This window comes from Gammaproteobacteria bacterium, from assembly GCA_019748175.1.
Taxonomy (GTDB): Bacteria; Pseudomonadota; Gammaproteobacteria; order JAIEPX01; family JAIEPX01; genus JAIEPX01.
Genome location: JAIEPX010000012.1, coordinates 102433 through 126837 on the forward strand (window position 1 = coordinate 102433; position 24405 = coordinate 126837).

The window sequence follows — 24405 nt, forward strand, 5'->3', positions numbered from 1 at the left end:
AATGAGGTGCGAAGCAGAATTACTAACTTCGCGATTTGAGTAGAGTAAATAATGTCAATGAAATTTCTTACAAAATCCCTCCTTAAATCGGCCTTGGAGTGCCCAACGAAACTCTATTATGCAGCTAGGTCATCTGAATATGCTAATCAAAAAAATATTGATCCATTTCTAGAAGAATTGGCAGATAGTGGCCATCAAGTGGGTGAGCTTGCAAAACAGTACTTTCCAGGTGGTGTTGAAATCAAAGCACACTCAATAGAAGAGCAGATTACCGAAACACAACGTCTACTCAATGAAGATCAGGCCATTATCTTTGAAGCAGCCATTCGTCATAATAATTTATTCGCGCGTGTTGATATTCTTATAAAAGACGGCAATCATTTTGACCTAATCGAGGTCAAGGCAAAATCATATGATGTTAACACCACAAAAATTTTGAATAATGATGGGAGCGTAAGTTCAAAATGGAGTCCTTATATCACTGATGTAGCCTATCAGACATATGTTCTTAGCTTAGTCTATCCTCAAGCTATGATCAAAAGTTTCTTAATGTTAGCGGATAAAAATGCTATAGCCACTACCTCAGGAATGAACCAAAAATTTAGAATAATTCAAGATAGTAATGATAGGAAAGCCGTTAAAGTTAGCAGCAACCTTAGTGAAGCTGATTTAGACACTAAACTACTAATCCAACTGCCTGTTGACGAGGCAGTTAAACAGATTTTTGAAAGATCGGACTATCAACATGGAACTTTTTCAGATCAAGTAAATTTTTTATCCGAACAACATAGCTTAGGGAAAAAAATTAAGCCCGAACTTGGTAGCAAATGCAAAAAATGTGAATTTACGTGCACTGGTGATGAAGAAAATCAAATGAAGTCTGGTTTTAAAGAATGTTGGGTGGAAGTACTTGGGTGGGACGAGAGCGATTTTTCTCAGCCCAATGTTCTTGAAATTTGGAACTTGAGAGAAAAGCTCGATACTTTAATTTCTCGTGGAATTGTAAAGTTAGCGGATGTTGAAGAGCAAGATATAGAACCGATACCCGAAAAAGAAAAAACTCTATCGCAGTCTCAACGCCAATGGTTACAAGTCGAAAAGGTTAAGAATAATGATAACTCACCGTATATTGATCTGCCTGGGTTAAAACAACAAATGAAACAATGGGTATTTCCTTTGCATTTCATTGATTTTGAAACAGCAAAGCCTGCGATTCCTTTTGTTAAAGGCCGGCATCCTTACGAGCTTATTGCTTTTCAATTTTCTCATCATAGAGTTGATGCTGATGGTACTGTCACCCATGCTGGACAATATTTGAATGTGAATCAAGGTGAGTTTCCTAACTATGACTTTGTGCGTCATTTACGCGAGAATTTATCACAGGACGATGGGACTATTTTTCAGTATTTTACTCATGAAAACACGACACTTAATGAAATAGTCCGGCAATTATTGACTGATAATCATCCACCAGAAGATAAAAATGAGCTAATCGCTTTTATCAAATCTATAACTATATTAAGGGAAAATAGGAAGAAAGTATGGAGTGGTCCTCGTTGCATGGTGGATATGTTGGATCTAGTCAAAACATATTATTATGATCCAGCTACTCTTGGATCCAACTCAATTAAAGATGTTCTGCCAGCATTATTGAATTCATCATCATGGCTAAAAACCAAATACAATAAACCTATTTACGGTGCTGCTGGTGGGATATCTAGTCTTAATTTCCATGACTGGACTTGGCTTCAAGAAGTCAATGGGAAGATAGTTAATCCTTATGATCGATTACCTAAACTCTTTGATGAGATAGATCAAGAAAAGTTGGAGTTAATGAGTCAAGAAGATAAAATTCAACATGGTGGAGCTGCATCAACCGCCTATGCCCGACTGCAATTTATAGATATAAGTAATGAAGAGCGCGATGCTTTATGTCAAGGTTTGCTCAGATACTGTGAACTCGATACTTTGGCAATGGTAATGCTCTATGAGGGCTGGGTGGATATCATACGTTAATGTGCCCTAACATCGACCTATTTACATATGCTCCGGAGCCGCAGCGTAAATTCCAGGTGCATTGCGCAGGTATTCTTTGTAATCCATACCGTATCCGAAAACGTAATAATCTCCAACATCAACACCTTTAAAGTCTGCTGTTGGTAATCCACCGGGTTGTCGAGCTTCGGTTTTATCAACGAGCACAGCAGTATATACTTCACTCGCGCCTTTCTTTTGGCAATAATTGACTACTTCAGCGAGAGTCAATCCACTGTCCAGAATATCATCAACAATTATGACTGTTCGACCTTGTAGGCTATTTGTTGGTTCTGCTTTCCAAACTAATTCACCACCCGATGTTGCGCCGCGATAACGCGTTGCATGGACATAATCCACTTCTAAAGGGAAATCTAGTCGTGGGAGTAAATTACCTAACGGTACAATTCCGCCAATCACTACGCAGAGAAATACGGGATTTTTATCCGCTAATTTTTCACTGATTTGTTTCGCCATCTCATCAAGCGCTGTTTCGATTTGGTCTCTTGTAAAAAGACATTTTGCTTTAGAAAAAACATCTCTAATATCTTGAGGTAAATTCATTGTCATATCTCCTAATAATTCTCTGCGAGTTCTGTTTTAGCGGATTTTCGATTCAAGAGCTTTTGTATACGCTGTTGAGCAATAGGATTAAATTTATCGCCTAAATGTTCAAGCACTTCTATTGCACCTGCACGATCATTACACACTAGCACCATATCACAACCAGCCTGTAATGCTAGATCTGCCCGTTGACTCATAGATCCACTATTTTTCAAAGCACCCATATCCAGTGCATCACTAAACACAACGCCTTCAAATCCGCATTGATCTCGAAGCACATCATTAAGCCAAAAATGATCAAACCCTGCTGGTAAATCACTGACTTGTTGATAGACTACATGAGCAATCATTACGGCATCCAGTTGCGAAGCAAGTGCTTTAAACGGCACTAAATCAGTGGCACAAATCGTAGCGAAATCGCGAGTATCTACGGGAAGATCAATATGTGAATCTGCCACAACTGCGCCATGCCCAGGGAAATGTTTTCCTGTTGCAGGCATTCCCGCTTCATGCATAGCACTAATATAGGCGCCCGCTAATGCGACAATAACATCCGTTTCTGCATGAAAACTACGGTCACCGATTACTGAACTCACACCAATATTACGATCTAAAACTGGAGTGAAACTTAAATCCACACCGACATCTATTAATTCATTTGCCATGGTAAGAGCATGGTCTTTCACTAAAGCAAATGCTTGTTCAGGATTTTCACTGTAGATATTTCCTAAATCACCCAAAGGCGCTAGTCGAGTAAATCCTTCTATAAAACGCTGTACGCGTCCACCTTCTTGATCGACTGCAATGATGATATTCGGATTAATTGACTTTATATGTGAGATTAATTCACTCACTTGTTTTTTATTCGAATAATTCCGACGAAAAAGTATAAAGCCACCCACTTGTGGATGCTGTAAAATAATTTCATCTTCCGGTGAGAGTGATAGCCCTTCAACATCCAACATCACCTGTCCAATATTCAATTTTTTCATTGCCCAAAGCCCTCTTTGCTTTTGCTTAGAAACTCTTCTTCTTCTTTTGAGGAAGTGCGACCCATAATGGCATTACGATGAGGAAATCGTCCAAATTTTTCGATGATTTCAAAATGATGTAGTGCGTATTCAAAGAAATTGTCATAAATCGACCGAGCTTCTGGAAAAGATAAATCGACTAACATTTTGAATGCACGTACAGATGTTGCTTGCATCTCACGATTTTCCGAATGCATAAGAGGCATATAGAAAAATGCTCTCTCAATCAGACTTAATTCGTGATCATATTGACGTTCAATTCCGCGAATACAAACATCCAATGCTTTTTGATCTTGTGTAAAAGCCATTGCAGATTTTCTAAAGATACTGCGTGAAAACTGATCAAGAATAATTATTAATGCCAAACTACCACGTGGTTCCGATTCCCAAGTATCGAAATTACCGCAAATAGCATCTTCAATATTTTTCTTGAATTGATCAATGATTTCTTGATCACCGTCAGGGGTTGCGCCAAACCAAATTCGCGTCCTCTCTTGTGTAGGTAATACTGTGCTTTCAATATGACCGAACCAAAAATGCAAAACTGTATCAATCATCTCTTGTTGTTCCATAACGCTCTCTCAAAAAATTTCATTTAATCTGTTAATCGGTAAGTCCTGGGATTAGATAATCAAAACCTTTGTGCCAACAGCTACGCGGTCAAATAAATCAATAATGTCCGCGCTGTGCATACGCACGCATCCATGAGAAGAAGGTTTGCCTAATTCTATCTCATCAGGGCAACCATGAATATAAATGTATCTGCTCAAGGTATCAACCGTTCCACCCAAGTTTTTACCCTCTTCCAGCCCGGTTAGCCAGAGAATCCGCGTGATGATCCAATCACGTTGTGGATGAGCTTGGGCAAGGTCAGGAGAATAGATTTCACCCGTTGGCCTTCTTCCGACGTAAACTGTTCCCGACAGGTCATTTTCACCAATTTTTTGATGAATAGCATGCCACCCTCGTGGAGTACACTCACTGCCTTCTTCTTCGCCTAGACCTTTCAACGCAGTAGCAATGCTATAAGTTTTTTCTACCTTGTCGCCAATCATATATCTCAATTGCTGAGATGGAACATCAATGAATAAATTGCGTTCAGTCACAATTATCTCCTCTATAAAATCTACTATATTTTAACTGATAATGAGAATGATCACCATTATTATTTATGATAATTACTTGCATATAACTAATCCATAACGGTATGATGGTTAATGTAATGATATATAGGGTGATTTAATGACGAACCGTTTAAGTCATTTACGCTGGGAAATTGCTGCAGCATTAGTGCTCAAGGTGGCGCTTTTGTGGTTGCTTTGGAAATTGTGTTTTTCGCATTCATTAACCCATTCCGTAAACAATAAGACGACTACCCAACATTTACTAATAGACCGTAACTACATAGGTGATCATGATGGCCCTTGATATTGTAATGTTATCGCGTTTGCAATTTGCCACAACGGCAATGTACCACTTTATTTTTGTGCCTCTGACACTAGGATTGTCAGTCTTATTAGGGATTATGGAAACTGTTTATGTAATGACTAATCGCGAAATTTGGCGCGACATGACAAAATTTTGGGGCGTTCTTTTTGGCATTAATTTTGCCATGGGAGTCGCCACGGGCGTCACCATGGAATTTCAATTTGGCACAAATTGGGCTTATTATTCTCACTATGTAGGCGATATTTTTGGTTCCATACTTGCTATTGAAGGACTTATGGCTTTCTTTTTAGAAGCCACCTTCGTCGGATTATTCTTTTTCGGTTGGAAACGATTATCAAAAATACAACATCTCATTGTCACTTGGCTGGTCGCATTAGGCTCAAGTTTATCTGCATTGTGGATTTTAATTGCTAATGCCTGGATGCAACATCCTGTAGGTTCAAAATTTAATTTTGAAACCATGCGAATGGAAATTACGAATTTTTCTGAGGTGTTTTTTAATCCCGTAGCGCAAGCCAAATTTGTCCATACCATCAGCGCTGGGTATGTCACTGGAGCTATGTTTGTAATGTCAATCAGCGCGTATTATTTATTGCGTAAACGAAATATTGAATTTGCAAAACGTTCCATGACTGTTGCAGCCTCATTTGGATTAGCGACAGCACTTTCAGTAGTTGTACTGGGTGATGAAAGTGGATATTTAGCAACTTCACATCAGCATATGAAAGTGGCTGCAATGGAAGCCATGTGGCATACAGAACCGGCTCCTGCAGCGATTACCGTATTCGGGATACCAGATATTGATTCTCAAACAACCCATTACAAACTTGAAATCCCCTACCTGTTAGGGCTAATTACCACTCGCTCAATTGACGAACAATTGCCAGGAATTGTTGAGCTAGTACAAGCTTCAAAACCTAGAATTGCCAACGGAATGAAAGCCTACGTTGCTTTGAATACACTTCAAAAAGATCCTACCAATTCTGCTGCGAAAAAAATATTAGAAGACAACGCTAATGATTTAGGCTATGGCTTATTATTGAAAAAATTCATTGATGATCCAGCTAAAGCAGGCACAGAAGAAATTGATAAAGCTGCATGGTCTACAGTTCCCAATGTACTACCGATTTTTTTCTCATTCCGATTAATGGTCGCCTGTGGATTTTTCTTTATTTTATTTTTTGGTTATGGTTTCTATTTAACTACTCGTCGACGAATTACTTCTGTTCGTTGGTATCACAGACTCGCTTTATATTCCTTACCGTTGCCTTGGATTGCCAGTGAATTAGGTTGGTTTATTGCTGAAAACGGTCGTCAACCCTGGGTAATCGAAGGTGTATTACCCACTTTCATGGGAACATCATCAGTCACTACTCAACAACTTTGGACTTCGCTTTCAGGATTTATAGTATTTTACTCGGTCTTAGCCATCGTTGAATTCTATTTGATGGTGAAATACATTAAATTGGGACCTGAAGGAATGAACTATAACAGCGGTGACGATCAGAAAATCATTTCAAAAGGATCAGATTATGCTTGATTACGCAACTTTACGAGTAATTTGGTGGGTTCTGTTAGGACTTCTACTCATCGGATTTTCCATCATGGACGGCTATGATTTAGGTTCTGCCCTATTAATTCCATTTGTTGGAAGAACTGATGACGAAAGACGTGTAATTATCAATACCTTCGGACCTGTATGGGAAGGTAATCAAGTGTGGTTTATTTTAGGTGGCGGTGCAATTTTTGCGGCATGGCCAACATTGTATGCTGTATCATTTTCTGGATTTTATCTCGCAATGTTTGCTTTACTGTGTACATTTATTATAAGACCCGTCGCGATAAAATATCGTTCAAAAATGCCACAAAAAATCTGGCGAAACACATGGGATGGTCTGCTCTCAGGCGCCGCATTTGTTGGTGCATTAATTTTTGGGGTTGCTGTAGGTAATGTGTTGCAAGGTGTACCCTTTCATTTTACACCCGATTTACGCGTGTTTTACACCGGTACTTTTTGGCAATTATTAAATCCGTTCGCACTTTTATGCGGCCTTCTCAGCGTTGCCATGATCATTATGCAAGGCGGTTATTATCTCTCTACTAAAACAGAAGCGCCTCTTCGAAATCGCGCACTCTTCAGCGCACGATTAATGTCACTTCTCGTTATCTTATTATTTGCAGCCGGCGGATATTGGATTTCACAGTTGGATGGTTATACCATCATCACAAGCTTAGGAACTGAAGGGCCTTCGAATCCCTTACATAAAGTCGTGTCATTACAAAACGGAGCCTGGTTGAAAAATTATGCAGCATTACCATGGACTTTGCTTGCACCTATTTTAGGATTTACTGGCGCACTATTCGCAATGCTTTTATCAGGATTGTGGAGAAGTAAATTATCGATGGTTTTTAGCAGCCTGAGTATTTTTGGAATTATTTCAACTGTCGGTGTTAGTATGTTTCCGATCATATTACCATCTTCAAGTACTCCATCCGCAAGTTTAGCCGTCTGGGATTCATCATCTAGCCAGATCACACTGACAATCATGCTCTATGCAACAGCTATTTTTCTTCCCATTATTCTCATCTACACCTCCTGGGTAATCAGAGTAATGCGTGGCCCTATTACAGTTGAAGAAATCAAAGGTAATGATAAAACATTATATTAATTTGGAGGTAACCCATAATGTGGTATTTTAGTTGGATTTTAGGACTTGGATTTGCTTGCACTTTTTCAATCCTTAATGCAATGTGGCTTGAATTAAAGAATTAATTATGTCGACTCAAACTCTGAATTATCAAGATAGTGATGTTACACTCGAAGCCTACGTGGCATATCCTCAATCATCTGAGCCTGCCCCGCTTGTTTTAATTGCACCAGCCTGGGCAGGACGCGATCAGTTTGCCTGTCAAAAAGCTGAAGCTATCGCTAAATTAGGCTACATTGGCTTTGCTTTAGATATGTATGGCAACGCGACAGTGGGGAAATCAAATGCTGAAAATTCAGAACTCATGTCGCCCTTTATGCACGATCGCAGCTTATTATCTCAACGCATCACCGCTGCATTGAATGCCGCACAAAGTTTAAAACAAGTCGATACAAAAAGAATAGCTGCCATGGGATTTTGTTTTGGAGGACTATGTGTTCTAGATCTTGCTCGCAGTGGCGCTGATATTTTAGGTGTCGTCAGTTTTCATGGGCTATTATCTGCACCAGAGCCATCAACCAACAAAAAAATTCTTGCAAAAATCCTTGCTCTGCATGGCTATGATGATCCTATGGGAAAACCTGATCAATTGCTCGCTTTTGCTGATGAAATGACCAATGCTCAAGCCGATTGGCAAATTCATGCCTACGGCAATACTCAACATGCTTTCACCAATCCTCAAGCGCACGATGAAAAACTGGGACTTATTTACGACAAATTAGCCGATACGCGATCATGGCAAGCAATGAAAAACTTTTTTGCAGAAATTTTTTCAGAGTAAATAAATGCGAAAATAGATTTTTTTACCAGATCGTCAAAAATAATTCCTGTTTCACGAACGTCTTTAATGAAGTATTTTATTCTGCTGGAACAGTTCGTTTAACACCCGGTTTGCTGATAGCAACATACACAAAAGTAGCCCATGCAACTTTTATCGTTTGAAATTCACCTTCGCGCATACGTCGAGCAAATACTTCTACAGCAACTTCTATTGACGTCGTCCCTACTCGAGTAATATCAGTATAAAAGCTCACTAAATCGTAAACAAATAAAGGCTTATTAAAGACTAATTCTTTTACTGAGATCGTAGCAACAGGCCCTTTTGCTCGTACTTTAGCTTCAATTGCACCAGCAATATCTATTTGTGACATCAGCCAGCCACCAAATATATCGCCAGCAGCATTAGCGTCATTAGGCATTGTGGTAACACGTAATGTCGGTTGTTTGTCTATATACTCTTGATCATGCATGATAAGACTCCTTCCATGAATTCCTATTTACTCTATTTTCACCGACTGTTTAGTTGATGCTGATTTAGTCGGATGTTTAATTAATTTTTGCCAACCTGCATCAGGTTTGAATCGCTCTCCGCATTCTTTCACTAAATCTTCAAGTCTTTGAACAATAGTTTCTGCACCTTCTGTCTCAATATAATGCATAGGTCCACCTCGAAATGGAGCAAATCCAACTCCATAGATTAGACCAGCATCGATAAAATCTTCTTCTGACACGATTCCTTCATGCCAACAACGTACTGACTCGTTAATCATCGGTAATATTAATCGATCAGTGAGATTGGCAGGAATTTCGGCATTTTGATACAGAGGCACCTTCACTGGCTTGCCATCACGATATTGGTAAAAACCTTGTCCAGATTTACGACCCAGCTTTTTTTCTTGTACACGTGATCGCAATAACTCTGGAATATGCACTGAAAAATGATGCGATAAAATTTCGCCTACTGATAGACAAATTTCTAAGCCCACTGTATCGGCTAACTCCACAGGTCCCATAGGCATTCCAAAATCAGTGGCGGCTTTATCTATCGCCATGGGTGCAACACCCTCTTCATATAGCTGAATCGCTTCGAGTAAATAAGGCATTAATATACGATTCACAAGAAATCCAGGACTGCTCATTACGGGTAATGGTAACCGTTTTATTTTTGTGACGAATCCCAATGCTTGGTTATAGGTATCATCACTCGTATTTTTACCACGAACAACTTCTACTAATTGCATCAATGAAACCGGATTAAAAAAATGTATACCGACTAATCGCTCTGGATTTTTTAATCCTACAGACAATTCCTCAAGCGGCAAACTCGATGTATTAGTCGCTAAAATTGCAGTCGATTTCATATTGGGTTCTAAGGATTTATATAATGCTTTTTTCACCTCAAGATCTTCAAAAATCGCTTCAATGATCACGTCCGCATGTTTGACACCGTATCCATTAGTATCAGGCATCAATCTATCCATCGCGGCTTGAACCACTCGGGGTTGTTTTAATTTTTTCAGATATAAGTCATAAGCGCGTTTAATAGCAGGTGCGATTTTTTCTGGTGTTTGATCTTGTAATGTTACGGCATAACCATTTAATGCACACCAGGATGCAATATCTCCACCCATTGTACCCGCACCAATCACATGAACATGCTTGATCGGTGTTAACAGTTTTTTACCTTGTTCTTTTAGACGTGATTGCAATAAGAAAGCGCGAACTAAACTCGCTGTCGATGGATGAAAAAATAATTCTGCGATCGCTTTGGACTCGTGTTCCATCGCCTCTTCACCTTGAGCGCCATCACGTTGCCAATTTTCAATAACTAAATAAGGAGCTGGATAATGTTCGCGGGGGGCTTTTTTGGCGACCGATTGAGTTAATCGATTCGCAACAAACGAACGCAATAAATTGTGTGCTAATAGATTCTGAAAAAAACTAGGCTGATGTTTGGGAGGCGTTGTGTTTATGTAATAAACAGCCGCTCGTTTTAACAAGTCATCTGTGCGAGCAATATCATCGATCATCCCCAGTTTTTTTGCTTTATACGCATCAACTGCACTTCCCGGTAAAATAATATTCATTGCATTCAGTACACCTATCAATCGTGGTAATCGTACTGTTCCTCCCCAACCGGGCAAAATTCCAAGCTTAACTTCTGGTAAGCCAATTCGGACGCTGGGATCATCGAGTGCAATACGATAATCACACGCTAATGCAAATTCGAAACCGCCGCCCAAGCAAAACCCATTAATTAAAGCAACAGTGGTAATAGGTAATTTTTCAATAGAATTAAAAGTCGTTTTCGCACGAGCAACAAAATCAAGTGCCTCTTTTTCACTGGTAATATTCTCAAACTCGGTAATATCAGCACCCGCAATAAATCCTGTTGATTTTCCTGATTGAAAAACAATACCTTTTGCTGTGGGTGGTATATTCTCTACAAGATTTTTTAACTCTTCTAATACTGCTTTCCCTAAAGTATTCACTTTAGAATCCTGACGATCGAATGTGACCCACATAATACCTTGTTGATCCTGATCTATTTTCCAGTGCTGATAGTGAGCTGTCTGTTTCATCCTTGCGTCTCCTTCATTTTCAACGTGATTCAATTAACATTGCTCCGCCCTGCCCACCACCAATGCAAATCGCTGCCATTCCGGTTTTAGCATTTTTACGTTTTAATACATTGAGTAAATGCAGTACTATTCGAGCACCACTTGCGCCTACAGGATGTCCCATAGCGATTGCACCACCATCAACGTTTAAACAATTCTCATCTATTTTTCCAAATGCTTTCGTTAAGCCTAATTCTTGTTGACAAAATTCTTCACTTTCCCAGGCACGAAGACAGGCAATTACTTGTGCAGCAAACGCTTCATTAATTTCCCAACAACCTATATCTTCTAGAGCTAATTGATGTCGTTTGATAATCGGGGTTGCAGCAAACACAGGCCCTAATCCCATTTGCGCTGGGTCTAAAGCCCCCCATTCGCAGTCCACAATACGCCCCATTATAGGTAAATTATAACGTTTGACGGCATCTTCACTGGCTAAAATCACCAACGCAGCGCCATCTGTAATTTGCGAACTATTACCGGGTGTAATTTGACCAAATTTCTTATCAAAAAAAGGTTTGAGGCTATTTAATTTTTCCATTGTAGTATCGGGTCGAACACCATCATCATAACCAAATAATTTTCCATCCGAACCTATCATGGGTACAAGTTCTGAAAATAATCCTGCTGCTTGTGCTTTAGCAACGCGTTCATTTGAACGCAGCGAAAATGAATCCATTTCTTCACGAGTAATTCCAAAACGAGCCGCTAAATTTTCAGCTGTTTGCCCCATTGAAATACCGACAACGGGATCTGTTAATCCACTAAGAATAGAAATAATAGGTTGTAAAAAATTGAAACGAAATTCAGCTAATTTCGCTAATTTATCGACAGGTTTACGCGCATTACTTAATCCAGCAAACCATTGCGTAGCTTTTTTATTCCAAATCAGTGGAGCTCGACTCATGGCTTCAGTACCACCTGCCAGAACAAGATCGTGACGTCCACTAGCAATGTCTTGGGCTGCACAATCTAGGGCTTGCATACCAGAAGCGCAATTTCTTTGCACAGTCCATGCAGGAACTGATTTCCCACAGCCTAAACGCAATGCAATGATCCGTGCTATGTTAGCTTCTGTCTCGCTGGGACTGACGCAACCAAGAATGACCTCTCCAAATTCAGTAGGTGAAAAAGGTTGTCGTGCAAGTAATTCCCGACCTGCATTCACCGCTAAATCAGAAGCACTGAAGGGTCCGGGTTCACCGCGTGCTTTTAAAAAAGGGGTTCGGCTTCCATCAATAATATAGACATCTCGTTGATATCCCTGTTTTACAGTCATAGTAAATCCTTTTTCTTACAGACTTCTGGTAGTTTACACACTTTTACTTTCCAACACATCAAGCATCTCCCGGTTAAGGATTTTCCTTAACCCCAAACCCTTCTAAAACATCCACCTGAATAGCTTCATTTTGTAACTGGTAGAATTCCTTGATCTGTGCTGCTTCTTCTGATGTGATAATGCCAAGCTCATGAGCCTTATTTACTCTTTCTTCAACTGATAAATCAGCAGCTATTTTAGATTGTTTGACCGCTTGTTTAATTTTAAGCAAACTATTTTCAGTTTCAACCGCAGCGATAAAGGTTCTTTCCATAATATTGGCAGCATCTTTATGATCTTTACTAATAAAGCAAAATTGCGTTAATCGATCTCGCTGACTACCCGGTTTCATCATTGCATTAGCAATTTGCAGTGCTAAATCATCATTAGGCATCTTATAATGAGCGCCCCAGGTGAAAATCGTCTTTTTTAATATCCAACGCCATCGATGGCTTGGCATATTATCTAAAAAACCTAAAAGGGCTGACTGTGTTTGAAACAGACACCATTGCAGTGAATATTCTGCGAATGGCCTATCTTCTAAAGTTTGACCGTTTTCTCGAAAGTATTTTAATACAGCTGATGCTAAATATAAGTAACTTAACACATCACCTAATCGAGCAGATAAATTTTCCTTACGTTTAAGTTCCCCACCAATAGATAATAATGCCACATCAACGACAATTGATAGTGCAATACTCATTCTCGATAATTGACGATAATATTGTTTAAAAACTCCATCGATAGGCACGGAAATATTCTTTCCGTTAGTAATTCCATAAACTAATGCTCGTGAAAAATTGCACATTGCAAAACCAATATGCTTAAAAATAAGGCGATCAAATTTTAATAATCCTCTCTTCGGATCAGAAGATGAAAATGCTTCAAGCTCTTTAGCTAAATACGGATGACAACGAAAAGCGCCTTGTCCAAAAATAATTAAGTTTCGAGTAAGAATATTAGCACCTTCTACAGTAATTCCGATTGGAATGGCTGTATAAATATTCGCTAAATAATTGTGCTCTCCTAAAATAATTGTTCTTCCAGCGTGAATATCCATGGCATCGTTTACAATTTTACGACTGAGTTCAGTCAGATGATATTTAGTAATCGCACTAGCAATCGAAGGTTTAGCGCCGCTATCGATAGCACCGGTAGTAAATACACGAGCGGCTTCACACATGTATGTGCCTGCCCCAATCCGGGCTAAAGCAATTTTGATACCTTCAAAATCTCCTATTGGATGTCCAAATTGCTCTCGCACGCGAGCATAAGCACCCGTCATGCGATAACACAGTATTGCAGCCGCTGTGCTCACTGCAGGCAGTGAAATTCCACGTCCGACCGCAAGCGAATCTGTCATCATGTGCCAACCTTTTCCTAACATTGTTTCACCACCAATAACGTTCTCCAAAGGCACAAACACATCTGTTCCTTGAATCGGTCCATTCATAAATGCTTGATGCAGTGGCAGATGGCGTTTACCGTGTTCAATGCCCGGTAAATTCGTAGGGACTAAAACTAAGGTGATTCCAATATCTGTTTCACCTGCAAGCAAACGATCGGGATCGTACACATGAATGGCAATTCCTGCTAATGTCGCCACAGGGGCTAACGTAATATACCGTTTATCCCAGTTGAGTTTTAAGCCCAGACATTCTTTTCCTTGATAAACTCCTTTGCACACAATGCCAGTGTCAATAATTGAAGTCGCATCACTTCCGGCTGTGGGGCTTGTTAACGCAAAACAGGGGATTTCATCGCCATTCGCTAACCGTGGTAAATAATATTCACGTTGCGGTTCAGTACCAAAATGTTGTAATAATTCAGCAGGTCCCAGTGAATTTGGAACCATTACACACACCGCAGCGCTGTAACTTCGCGAAGCGATCATAGTAACTACACATGAATGGGTATACGCAGAAAATCCTAACCCACCATAGCGTTTAGGAATCGTCATCCCAAAAAATTTTTCTTTTTTTAAAAAAGCCCACACTTCCGGCGGTAAATCAAATTGATCATGCGTTATTTTCCAATCATCCAACATCGAGCATAAGTTTGGAACTTGCTGAGCCAAAAATGCACGGCCATCACTCAATAAAACAGGTTGTCCAAATGTATGGAGTTTATTCCACTCGGGACGCCCGCAAAATAAATCACGTTCCCACCATGTACTTCCTGATGCGATGGCTTCATGTTCTGTCTTACTGATCGGAGGGATGCTGGATTTTACTTTATGCAAAATAAATTTCGAAATTAAATGTGCACGCAACCAGGGAATATTAATAATTAAGAAAAGTGGCAAGAATACTGAGGCTAAAATAATGGTAAAAGTATCAGAAAGAAAACCTAGAAACCAACATGTGAAACCCAGAATCACAAGAATGACAGAACTGAGTTTTAGACGAATGCGATAAAACAACAACGCCCAGAGAGTTGCCAAGAACAGTAACAGTTCCATTGTTAAAATCATCAGGACAGTCCTTCTACAGGTGGATTTCCTTATATTCATTGTAGTTGAAGAATCGATTCTTTGCTAAATACTCTAGCTATTATTGATATCTTTCTTTGAGATAGCTATAGATCGCTCTAACGGCATTGGCTGCCCCACCCTCTGGCCCCATGTAAGATCCCCGTGGATTCCATGCCATAATATCAAAATGAGCCCAGGAAATATCATTACCCACAAATTCTTTTAAAAATACTGCAGCATTAATAGCACCAGCAGTAAACATAGGAATTGCAACATTGGATAAATCTGCTACTGGACTTTCAAGGCCTTCTCTATAAGGCTTATAGATTGGTAACCGCCACAATGGGTCCAAAGTGATTTTTGAGTGCTTCAAAAGTTCACTCGCTAAAGTTTCATCATCAGTAAATAACGCACCTATCTCATGCCCCAGAGCAACCCGAGCAGCGCCTGTTAAGGTCGCGATATCTAGAATGAGTTCTGGTTTTTCACTTGCTGCTTCTGTTAATGCGTCCGCCAGTATCAAGCGACCTTCTGCATCGGTATTACCAACTTCTACCGTTAATCCTTTTCGTGACATTAAAACATCGCCTGGATGATAAGAACTACCAGAAATAGCATTTTCGACCGCGGGAATTAATACGCGTAATTGTATGGGCAAATTAGCTTGCATAATCATTTGTGCTAATCCCAAAACATGTGCAGCTCCCGCCATATCTTTTTTCATATAACGCATGCCATCAGCGGATTTTAAATCTAATCCACCGGTATCAAAGCAAACACCTTTTCCTACTAAAGTCACTTTAGGATGATCTTGATTTCCCCAACGTAAATCAATTAACTGTGGCTCACTTTCACTACCTTTACCAACTGCGTAAATCATCGGATAATTTTCAGTGAGCAAATCAACACCAATGATTTGATTAAACGAAGCGCCACATTCTTGAGCAACTTCCTGAGCGGCTGCCGCTAAATGGGTAGTGTTCATATCGTGCGGCGTAGAATTAATTAAATCACGAACGCGATAAATTGCTGAGACTGTTCGCTGAATTTCACTTGAATCACATGATGCTGAAATAACGAGTTTTGCGCGGTAAGGTTGCGATTTTTTGTAGCGTGTAAAACGATAACTCCCTAGTCCCCACGCAATCGTAGCGCACTCCAATAAAGAATCTTTCCACTCAACAGAAAGTGAATAAACACCTTGTGGTAATTTGCTCGGTAGAATTCCAACTTGTAAGGCATCTTCTCGATCAGCAATGCCCAATATCACGCACAAAAGGTTATTTTCATTTTGAGGAACGAGACAAAGCTCACCTTTTTTGGCCAGAAAACCCATTCGCTGCACCCAATTGCGCAGCGAAGGTTCTTGTGAATTTAGCCATGCTGGAAAATCAACTGCGTTTACCAAATAAATTGGGATGCTCTCTGCAGTTAATTCACTAAAACAGCCTAGCATTATGCTGTCACCGGATGTTTGGACAGCGCTTCTTTTGCCGGTAAATAAGGCATATTTAAATCACGCGCTACCGCTTCGTAAGTCACATGTCCAGCATGAACGTTTAAGCCATTTAAAAAATGCGGATCATTTATTAATGCATTTTCTAAACCTTTATTCGCGAGTGTTTTAACATAAGGTAACGTTGCATTATTTAGTGCGAACGCGGAAGTTCGCGGAACAGCACCTGGCATATTGGCGACACAATAATGCACCACACCATCAACAACATAAGTAGGATCATCAAATGATGTTGCTCGAGAAGTTTCTAGGCAACCACCTTGGTCAATTGATACGTCAACAATCACACTACCGTGTTGCATTTTCTTAATCATTTCTCGAGTAATTAACTTAGGAGCCGCACCACCATGCACAAGAACTGCACCGACTACTAAATCAGCATCCATTAAGGCCTTTTCAATGGTGCTAGCTGTTGCATATAATGTTTTAATTTTTGAACCGTACAATAGATCGATTTCGCGCAAACGTTTTAAATTTTTGTCGAGTACTGTTACTCGGGCTTCAGTTCCAATAGCCATTCGAAGTGCGTTTGTACCGACTACACCACATCCAATAATCACAACACTGCCTCGACCTACACCAGGAACTCCACCGAGTAATATTCCTCGACCATTTTGTGCTTTTTCTAAACAGTGTGCACCTGCTTGAATCGATAATCTTCCCGCAACTTCACTCATCGGTGTTAGCAGAGGTAATCCACCATGGCTATCAGTAATTGTTTCATATGCAATGGCAGAACATCGAGACTTTACTAGCGCATTCGCTTGTTGTGGGTCTGGAGCCAAATGTAAATAAGTAAATAATATTTGCCCTTCACGAAGTAAATTATATTCACTTGCTTGAGGTTCTTTTACTTTTACAATCATATCAGCCTTTGCAAAAATTTCGGCAGGCGTTGCAACAATTTTTGCACCGTGTTGTTTATATATTTCATCTTCAATATCAATACCTTTTCCTGCATTCGTTTCTACTAATACTTCATGTCCATCATTCACTAATTCCAAAACACTCGAGGGCACCATGCCAACCCGATGTTCTCCTTTTTTTACTTCTTTAGGTACGCCAATTATCACGGTTTATTCTCCTCAATATCCAAGTTGTGTTAATGCGTCTTCAAACTCTGGCAGAATCGCAAAAAAATCAGCCACTAATCCATAATCCGCCACCTCAAATATTGGTGCATCAGGATCTTTATTAATCGCTACAATAATTTTGCTGTCTGTAATTCCTGCCAAATGTTGAATCGCTCCAGAAATTCCAATCGCAATATATAATTCAGGCGCGACCACTTTACCTGTTTGGCCCACCTGATAATCATTCGTTACAAACCCAGCATCAACCGCTGCTCGACTAGCGCCTACGGCAGCATGTAATCGATCGGCCAGACGCTCGATGATCTTAAATTGTTCAGCATTTTGCAATCCCCTTCCACCAGAAATAATGATCTTTGCGGAAGTCAATTCGGGACGCTCTGAAGGATGGGCGTCTTTCTCAATAAACTCTGACTGACTGTTTTGAGAACTAAACGGTAATGGCTCAGTGATGGCCGCAACGTTTTGTGTTCCAGCCGCCTCAAAGGTCGTACTGCGAATGGTCAACACTTTGATAGGATCATTTGATTGGACGGTCGCAATGGCATTGCCCGCATAAATTGGCCGCTGAAAAGTATCATCATTATCAATCGCAATGACATCAGTAATCGGGGCTACATCCAATAGTGCTGCTAAACGCGGAATAAAGTTTTTTCCAAAGGTCGTGGCGGACGCTAATATATGTGTAAAACTTTTGGCTAGAGGCTCTAGCAGTGCGACGATATCTTCAGCTACAGGATTTTTAAAACAAGTATTATCACAGACTAATACTTTCACAACGCCCGAAATTTTACTGACACTGTCGATTACAGCGTTACACTGTGAACCCGCAACAAGCACTATTATCTCAGAAGAAAGAGAAGCCGCTGCAGTGAGAGTAGCCAACGTTGAAGGTGACACGGTCTGATTATTATGTTCAGCGATCACTAAAACAGCCATCACAACACCTTCTCTGTTGAATGAAGTTTATCTATTAACTCATTGATTGTATTAACTTTAATTCCACGCTTCCTGGCGGCTGGTGATGTGATTTTAAGGGTTGTAAGGCGCGGTTTAATATCAACGTTTAATGATGCTGCTGAAATCACATCAAGGGGTTTTTGTTTAGCTTTCATTATATTGGGTAAACTTGGAAAACGTGGTTGATTAAGCCGTAAATCAGCAGTCACAATAGCGGGTAATTTCAATAATACTTTCTCAAGACCTCCGTCCACTTCTCTTTCAACTTCAATTTTTTCGCCAGTTAATTTTATTTGTGAGGCAAATGTTCCCTGTGGCCAGCTCAATAAGCCCGCCAACATCTGTCCCGTTTGATTAGCATCATCGTCGATGGCTTGCTTGCCTAAAAAAACCAGGTGAGGCTCCTCTTTTATCACCACTGCTTGTAGTATTTTTGCAACCGCCAAGGACTGTAATTCTTCAGAGGTTTCAATCAAAATGGCGCGATCAGCGCCCATTGCCAAACCCAATCGTAAGGTTTCTTGGCATTCTGTCGTTCCGCAGGAAATCACAATAATCTCTGTCACTTGCCCTGCTTCTTTTAATCGAATAGCGGCTTCCAAAGCAATTTCATCAAAAGGATTCATGGACATTTTGACATTGCGAGTTTCTACGCCACTTCCATCGGCTTTTACGCGGATTTTTGTGTGGTAGTCTATAACCCTTTTTGTCGCAACGACGACTTTCATTCACAACTTCCTTGAAAAGGCCGAAGGATAACAGATCTCGCCATATTCTCATAGCAGAAATCAGAGATCCTACGGAGTTGGACTGGGCAAGACAACCTGTTCAAGACCGCCTTCGTTTCGTACAAATTCGTTGCGTTCTTAAAGTCGGCGTTACAATCCGACTGTCTTTCCGAAAATGGCTCGCTCGGGTCCCCCTCGCTGCGCTTTATTTTTCTCCAAGAAAGTCGGATTCTTCGCCTACGCGACTCTGGATAATTAAATTTTATTGCAACAAGCAAAGCTAATGGAGTCTGTTCGTTTTTTTAAGAAAACTTTCCAGAGTCGAAGATTTTAAATTTAGCACTGAGTTGAGAAGACTGGGCAAGATCTACCTTTTCAAGATCTAGCCTGGTTACTGCATAAACTAATCGTAGCGAGAAGCACAAGAGTGCTGAAGATACAGAAGATTTGAGAAAATTTGTGACGGGAACATAGTTGACTCTATGTGACCGAACAAATTTTCTCAAATCTTCTGGAGATTCAGTATTATTGTGTTTCGTAGTAGATTGTTTATGCAATAACCAGGCTTAGGACATGGATGTCCGAACGAAGACTACACGGATGTATTTACGGCGGTCTTGAAAAGGTCGTCTTGCCCAGTCCATCACGAGAGTATTTTACGTCGGATTCTCGCGCCGACTTTGAGAGCTCAATAAAGTTTAATCCTACGGCGGCGATCTTGAAAAGGTTGTCTTGCCCAGTCCAACTCCTTATAGTTGGATGTACGGAAATTTATCGTTAAGGAATCGTTAGCTTATGACTCGAGAAACAATGGACTTTGATATTGTAATCGTGGGCGCTGGACCCGCTGGTCTTAGTGCAGCCATTCGCTTAGCTCAATTAAATCAATATCATCAACGCGAATTAACCATTGCAGTCATCGAAAAAGGCTCTCAAATTGGATCTCATCTATTATCAGGCGCCGTACTCAATCCACGTGCACTATATCAACTTATTCCAGATTGGAAAGCACTTGGCGCACCTGTCAACACTGTGGTTACTCAGGAAGAATTTTTGTGGCTGACAAAATCAACGGCTCGCAAACTACCACTTCCGTACACAATGAAAAATGACGGCAACTATATTATAAGTCTGGGTGAATACTGCCAATGGTTAGCTAAACAAGCTGAAAAATTAAATGTCAGCATTTTCACTGGTTTTTCTGCGACCGATATTATTTACGATGATGATGGGTTTGTCTGTGGAATCATCACAGGTGATATGGGTTTAGACAAAAATGGTCAACGCACGGATCGATATCAACAAGGCATTGAAATTATTGCGAAACAAACTTTTTTCGCTGAAGGATGTCACGGCTCTTTAAGTCAAAAAATAATCGAACGATTTGGATTACGAGATTCAGAAAAACCACAAACTTATGGCATTGGCATTAAAGAACTTTGGAAAATTCCACAAGAAAAGCACCAGCCTGGAAAAGTAATTCACTCAGTCGGTTGGCCTTTAAAAAATAAAACTTACGGCGGATCCTTCTTATATCATTGGGGAGAAAATTATGTGTCTGTCGGTTTTGTTGTCGGTTTAGACTACCAAAATCCCTATTTAGATCCCTTTGCTGAATTACAACGCTTTAAAACTCACCCTGCAATCATTAACAACTTCGAAGGTGGCGAACGTTTATGCTACGGCGCGCGTGCTTTATGTGAAGGTGGATATCAAGCGCTACCTAAATTAACGTTTCCTGGAGGATTGCTCATCGGTGATGCAGCAGGATTTTTGAACGTACCACGACTGAAAGGTATTCATTATGCTATGGAATCAGCCATTATTGCAGCTGAATCTGTTTTTGCCACATTCTCAAAAGAAATGGGTCAAGAATCAGTAACGTACACTCAACATATCAAATTATCCCCGCTGCATGATGAACTGTATCGTGCGCGAAATATTCGGCCTGCATTTCGCTGGGGATTGTTAGGTGGGCTGGCTTATGCTGCTCTGGACACCACTATTTTTCGAGGTAAAGCTCCGTGGACATTCGAGCATGTAGCAGACCATACTCGATTAAAAGCAGCAAAACACTACTCACCCATCGACTATCCTAAACCTGACGGAAAAATCACTTTTGATAAACTAAGTTCAGTTTATTTAGCCAACATAGATCATCGTGAAGATCAACCCGTTCATTTGATATTAAAAAATCCATCTCTCGCTATCGATGTGAATTACACTACCTACGCAAGCCCAGAAACACGGTACTGTCCAGCTAAAGTATATGAAATAGTCTTAGAAAATGATAAACCACGTTTACAAATTAACGCCAGTAACTGTATTCAGTGTAAAACGTGCGATATAAAAGATCCAACACAAAATATTCTTTGGGTTCCCCCAGAAGGTGGTAGTGGACCTAATTATTCGGAGATGTAAAATGTTTCGTAAAATGCCTTTTATTTTGCTTGCAATCATACTGTTAGTAGCCTTAACACACTCCTATCTTCCATTAACCTTACAGCAATTTCTTTTTGCGATCAGTTTGACGATCAAATCCATTATTCTATTTTTATTGCCGATTATCATTTTCAGCTTATTATATAAAACTGCTGTTAATTTGGCTCATCACGCAACAAAAGTCATCGGGCTCATTTTAATCGCCGTAATGTGTTCCAATTTTCTCTCCACGTCTTTGAGTCACTTTGTAGGTATTTGGATTTATCAATTTGATCTCGCACTCAATCTACCTAAAGAAGCCGTTGGTTTACAACCTGCTTGGGCCTTCAATTTACCCAAAATACTTTCGAATGATATTGCCATGTTTTCTGGAATTGTGTTGGGCATATTATCAGGATTGATTATGTTAAATCCCGCTAGAAAAATTGCAGGAATTCTCGATAAAGTTGTTGGCAAGATTCTTCATTTTTTCATCTACATCATCCCGTTTTTTGTCACTGGGTTTGTCGTAAAATTATACCATGATGGTGTGATGGGAATGATAGTGAAACATTATTCCATTATTTTTATGATCATCGCCTTGGCTCAGTTTAGTTATATTATGCTCGGATATTTTTTGTTCAGTCATTGTCGATTCCAAGAATTTTTAAAATCGGTGAAAAATATGATACCTGCAGCAATTAGTGGGTTTAGTACAATGTCAAGCGCAGCCAGTATGCCGCTCACAATAATCGGTGCTGAAAAAAACGCAAAAAATAAAGTGCTCGCTGCTTCCGTTATACCAGCTACTGTCAATGTTCATCTTGTCGGCGATTGTTTTGCGATTCCGATTTTAGCTTTTGCTGTTTTAAAAAATTATAGCATCGCAGAACCCAGCATGATCAGTTATTTAATATTTACTGGGTATTTTGTCCTCGCAAAGTTTTCTGTGGCTGCTATACCGGGCGGTGGAATATTAGTCATGCTACCTATTTTAGAAACTTATTTGGGCTTCAATTCAGCCATGTTATCCCTTATTACAGCCTTGTATATCTTATTTGATCCCGTCATCACCTGTGCCAATGTGCTAGGTAATGGAGCATTTTCAAAAGGCATTGACGTTTTGCTAGGTAAGAGAGCCTCCGAGAAAGATTCTAACACTCTGAGCAAACCTTCAAGTTAGTGACTATACTAAAGGTCATAGGATCAAGGATTATGCTCTACCAGGGAAGGAAGGCAAAAGCTATGAATTCGTTATTTAGGACAAAACCAGTCCCAGACCTCAATGAAGACTACGGCGTCAAATTAAGACCTTGCCTAACTGCCTTAGATCTCACTCTTTTAGGAATCGGCGCCATAATTGGGGCTGGTATCTTTGTATTAACAGGTTTTGCAGCCGCCACACAAGCCGGTCCAGCGGTTGTATTTTCTTATGTGATCGCCGGATTAGCTTGTGCATTTTCGGCCTTATCCTATGCAGAATTAGCCTCTACGGTGGGTGGCTGTGGTAGTGCTTATGGTTATGCCTACGCCTCTATGGGTGAATTAATCGCATGGATCATCGGCTGGGATTTGATTTTAGAATACGCGGTTTCTGTGTCTGCCGTATCGGTTGGATGGAGCGGTTATGCACAAAATATGTTTGCTGGGATTGGAATTAAAATCCCTGAATACCTTTTAAAAAGCCCATTTGAAGGAGGATTATTTAATCTTCCTGCTATGTTAATTGTACTATTTATTGCGATGATGTTGATCATCGGAGTGAAATTCACTGCCCGATTTAATAAACTTATGGTACTCACTAAATTAACTGTCATCGCTCTCTTTATTTTTATTGCAGTAAAACATGTTAATCCTGCTAATTGGTCACCTTTCATGCCCTTTGGTTGGAATGGCGTTTTTAATGGGGCGGCATTAGTTTTCTTTGCTTATATTGGATTTGATGCAGTTTCTACAACAGCTGAAGAAGTTATTAAGCCTGAACGTGATCTGCCCATTGGAATCATTACCTCGCTCGCATTTTGTACAATTCTTTACATTGTTGTTTCCGGCCTTTTAACAGGCATAGTCCCCTACCCTACATTAAACGTAAGCTCTCCCATTAGTCAGGCTTTATTGAACTTAGGACATAATACAGCAGCGAGTTTAGTTGCTGTAGGCGCTATTGCAGGGCTTACTACGGTGATTCTGGTCATGTATTACGGACTTACTCGGGTTTTTCTTGCCATGTCACGCGATGGCCTTCTACCTAAGATGTTTTCGCAAGTTAATCCAACAACTCGCACACCAATCCGAATTATTATTTGGAGTGGTTTGTTGATGTCAGCATTTTCTGGATTTATTCCCATTCATGAATTAGCTGAAATGGTGAATATTGGAACGTTAGCCGCTTTCGTTATTGTTTGCGTCGGTGTGATTGTACTCCGATATCGACAGCCTCAACTCAATCGTCCTTTTAAAACACCTTTTATGCCAGTCATCCCACTGTTAGGCGTAGGATTTTGTTTATACCTCATTTTACACCTAAATCCTGTCACCTGGTGGCGTTTTATCATTTGGTTACTCGTTGGATTTATCGTGTATTTTGCTTACAGTCGATACAATAGCCGCATGACAACATCTCCCGGTTAAGAATTTTTGGTATTTTGCTGGCTCAATGCCTTGTATTTATAGGTGAGAATCACGATTCTCTCCCCTAAAACCCCTCATCG

General features: G+C 40.1%; 21 protein-coding genes. 9 read left to right on the plus strand and 12 right to left on the minus strand.

What is annotated here, in order from left to right; all coding sequences use genetic code 11:
- Positions 1 to 48: 48 nt before the first annotated feature.
- Positions 49 to 2016 carry a DUF2779 domain-containing protein gene (locus tag K2X50_06670; protein ID MBX9586926.1) on the plus strand — a complete coding sequence of 656 codons (1968 nt, stop codon included), beginning with the start codon at positions 49 to 51 and terminating at the stop codon, positions 2014 to 2016.
- Between the two features lie 21 nt (positions 2017 to 2037).
- Here the strand turns inward: K2X50_06670 and K2X50_06675 are convergent, their stop codons facing one another.
- From K2X50_06675 to K2X50_06690, 4 genes are read right to left on the minus strand one after another with little or no spacing between them, the layout of a single operon-like run.
- Entirely contained in the window at positions 2038 to 2598 is a 561-nt protein-coding gene (locus K2X50_06675) for a hypoxanthine-guanine phosphoribosyltransferase (protein ID MBX9586927.1), read from the minus strand.
- An 11-nt stretch (positions 2599 to 2609) separates the two neighbouring features.
- Positions 2610 to 3590 (minus strand): beta-N-acetylhexosaminidase, encoded by a 981-nt coding sequence (gene nagZ / locus K2X50_06680; GenBank protein MBX9586928.1) that lies wholly within the window; start codon positions 3588 to 3590, stop codon positions 2610 to 2612.
- A complete protein-coding gene (locus K2X50_06685; protein ID MBX9586929.1) occupies positions 3587 to 4201 on the minus strand; it encodes a DUF924 domain-containing protein in 615 nt (204 codons plus the stop codon). Before K2X50_06685 ends, nagZ begins: the two co-directional genes overlap by 4 nt.
- 51 nt (positions 4202 to 4252) lie before the next feature.
- Entirely contained in the window at positions 4253 to 4735 is a 483-nt protein-coding gene (locus tag K2X50_06690) for a L,D-transpeptidase (GenBank protein MBX9586930.1), read from the minus strand.
- 136 nt (positions 4736 to 4871) lie between these two features.
- Between K2X50_06690 and K2X50_06695 the strand changes: the two genes are divergently transcribed.
- From K2X50_06695 to K2X50_06715, 5 genes are read left to right on the plus strand one after another with little or no spacing between them, the layout of a single operon-like run.
- A complete protein-coding gene (locus tag K2X50_06695) occupies positions 4872 to 5057 on the plus strand; it encodes a hypothetical protein (protein ID MBX9586931.1) in 186 nt (61 codons plus the stop codon).
- Positions 5041 to 6618 carry a cytochrome ubiquinol oxidase subunit I gene (locus K2X50_06700; protein MBX9586932.1) on the plus strand — a complete coding sequence of 526 codons (1578 nt, stop codon included), beginning with the start codon at positions 5041 to 5043 and terminating at the stop codon, positions 6616 to 6618. The genes K2X50_06695 and K2X50_06700 overlap by 17 nt, the downstream gene beginning before the upstream one ends.
- A complete protein-coding gene (gene cydB / locus K2X50_06705; GenBank protein MBX9586933.1) occupies positions 6608 to 7747 on the plus strand; it encodes a cytochrome d ubiquinol oxidase subunit II in 1140 nt (379 codons plus the stop codon). The genes K2X50_06700 and cydB overlap by 11 nt, the downstream gene beginning before the upstream one ends.
- Before the next feature lie 17 nt (positions 7748 to 7764).
- Positions 7765 to 7851 (plus strand): cytochrome bd-I oxidase subunit CydX, encoded by an 87-nt coding sequence (gene cydX, locus K2X50_06710; protein MBX9586934.1) that lies wholly within the window; start codon positions 7765 to 7767, stop codon positions 7849 to 7851.
- A 2-nt stretch (positions 7852 to 7853) separates the two neighbouring features.
- The gene (locus tag K2X50_06715) at positions 7854 to 8567 is read left to right on the plus strand and encodes a dienelactone hydrolase family protein (protein MBX9586935.1); all 714 of its coding nucleotides are present in this window, start codon (positions 7854 to 7856) and stop codon (positions 8565 to 8567) included.
- A 76-nt stretch (positions 8568 to 8643) separates the two neighbouring features.
- Here the strand turns inward: K2X50_06715 and K2X50_06720 are convergent, their stop codons facing one another.
- The 8 genes from K2X50_06720 to K2X50_06755 form a co-directional block, all read right to left on the minus strand.
- Complete coding sequence (locus K2X50_06720; GenBank protein ID MBX9586936.1) at positions 8644 to 9036, minus strand: acyl-CoA thioesterase; 393 nt, start codon at positions 9034 to 9036, stop codon at positions 8644 to 8646.
- Between the two features lie 27 nt (positions 9037 to 9063).
- Positions 9064 to 11148, minus strand: a complete 2085-nt coding sequence (locus tag K2X50_06725; protein MBX9586937.1) for an enoyl-CoA hydratase/isomerase family protein — start codon at positions 11146 to 11148, stop codon at positions 9064 to 9066.
- Between the two features lie 19 nt (positions 11149 to 11167).
- Complete coding sequence (locus K2X50_06730; GenBank protein ID MBX9586938.1) at positions 11168 to 12466, minus strand: acetyl-CoA C-acetyltransferase; 1299 nt, start codon at positions 12464 to 12466, stop codon at positions 11168 to 11170.
- Positions 12467 to 12539: 73 nt separating this feature from the next.
- Entirely contained in the window at positions 12540 to 14966 is a 2427-nt protein-coding gene (locus tag K2X50_06735) for an acyl-CoA dehydrogenase (protein ID MBX9586939.1), read from the minus strand.
- A gap of 91 nt (positions 14967 to 15057) precedes the next feature.
- A complete protein-coding gene (locus K2X50_06740; protein MBX9586940.1) occupies positions 15058 to 16434 on the minus strand; it encodes a leucyl aminopeptidase family protein in 1377 nt (458 codons plus the stop codon).
- Positions 16434 to 17567, minus strand: a complete 1134-nt coding sequence (ald, locus tag K2X50_06745) for an alanine dehydrogenase (protein MBX9586941.1) — start codon at positions 17565 to 17567, stop codon at positions 16434 to 16436. Before ald ends, K2X50_06740 begins: the two co-directional genes overlap by 1 nt.
- A 12-nt stretch (positions 17568 to 17579) precedes the next feature.
- Positions 17580 to 18524, minus strand: coding sequence for an FAD-binding protein (locus K2X50_06750; GenBank protein ID MBX9586942.1), 945 nt, complete (start codon positions 18522 to 18524; stop codon positions 17580 to 17582).
- Complete coding sequence (locus tag K2X50_06755) at positions 18524 to 19273, minus strand: electron transfer flavoprotein subunit beta/FixA family protein (protein ID MBX9586943.1); 750 nt, start codon at positions 19271 to 19273, stop codon at positions 18524 to 18526. Before K2X50_06755 ends, K2X50_06750 begins: the two co-directional genes overlap by 1 nt.
- 795 nt (positions 19274 to 20068) lie before the next feature.
- Here K2X50_06755 and K2X50_06760 point away from each other — a divergent pair.
- From K2X50_06760 to K2X50_06770, 3 genes are all read left to right on the plus strand, one after another.
- Positions 20069 to 21694, plus strand: a complete 1626-nt coding sequence (locus K2X50_06760) for an electron transfer flavoprotein-ubiquinone oxidoreductase (protein ID MBX9586944.1) — start codon at positions 20069 to 20071, stop codon at positions 21692 to 21694.
- 1 nt (position 21695) lies between these two features.
- Positions 21696 to 22877 carry a cation:dicarboxylase symporter family transporter gene (locus K2X50_06765; GenBank protein ID MBX9586945.1) on the plus strand — a complete coding sequence of 394 codons (1182 nt, stop codon included), beginning with the start codon at positions 21696 to 21698 and terminating at the stop codon, positions 22875 to 22877.
- Between the two features lie 62 nt (positions 22878 to 22939).
- Complete coding sequence (locus tag K2X50_06770) at positions 22940 to 24325, plus strand: amino acid permease (protein ID MBX9586946.1); 1386 nt, start codon at positions 22940 to 22942, stop codon at positions 24323 to 24325.
- Positions 24326 to 24405 lie beyond the last annotated feature (80 nt).